This is a genomic window from Shewanella sp. MBTL60-007 (assembly GCF_019654915.1).
Taxonomy (GTDB): domain Bacteria; phylum Pseudomonadota; class Gammaproteobacteria; order Enterobacterales; family Shewanellaceae; genus Shewanella.
The window spans coordinates 1-879 of the sequence record NZ_BPET01000152.1; the positions used below are offsets into that span (position 1 = coordinate 1).

Annotated in this window: 1 protein-coding gene; it reads right to left on the reverse strand. The window is 42.9% G+C overall.

Annotated elements, in window-relative coordinates; translation table 11 throughout:
* Positions 1-332: 332 nt before the first annotated feature.
* Positions 333-647, reverse strand: coding sequence for an ATP-binding protein (locus tag K5Q92_RS23765; RefSeq protein ID WP_259649692.1), 315 nt, complete (start codon positions 645-647; stop codon positions 333-335).
* Between the last annotated feature and the right edge of the window lie 232 nt (positions 648-879).

An 879-nucleotide genomic window follows, 5' to 3' on the forward strand; every position in this document is an offset into this window, starting at 1 on the left:
GTATGGTATCTGTGTAAAATAATACGATCACTCTGACCGTACTCTTGAAGATAGAGTGCGACTACCATGTTTAGCATAGAATCATCGCCGTCACAGAGCGCCACTAACTTTTCTATTTCTATCATCAAGTTTTCCTTTGATTATTAAGGTAACCGTTAACAGTGATTGCCAGTTTTGCTAGTGCAGTCGAGGGGAAGCGCAGCTTTAGCCCGTCTTTCGCTGTAACTTAAAGGTGTTACAATTCTCGTTTGAATGGTATTCAATTTTGTCTGAAAGTTGCTCAATAATCTTAAGTCCCCTGCGACTTTGTAGCCAAGTACTTGGGTCACAGGCTAATGGTTCAACAAATCCATCATGGCGAGATCTTTAAGAAGATTGGATGGCATTGAATTGCCATAATCAGCGACCTCAATAATCAATTGCTGAGTGTCGCTTAAGTAAGAAGTAATCTCAAATTTTGCACCATCAAGGTTAGCGTAAGCGTGTTCAAATACGTTATTCACCAGCTCCACAATGCATAGCTCCATCTGTCCTATCACTGCTCCATCTAAGCCGAGGGAGTGCCAAAAAGGAAGAATATCGGAGGCTACGGTACGGGATGCTTCTAAGCTGCTTGTGTATTGTTGGTTAAACTTCCTTGTGTTCACGTTAATCTCCCTATTGCCACCGTGGTCAGGGGCTCCAGTACTATCCTCTAGGATGAGCATCGCTACAGCTATGCGCTTGCTGTTAACGCGTCTTCAATTGTTGAATAGCTCAATATTAGCTTGTTGACTCGAGTCAACTTAAGTAAGTCTAAGATCGGTTTTTGCGGATTAATGATACTTATCTTGGTATTACGAAGCATCTTGTATGCCCCCATCACTGCCCCGAGCCCAC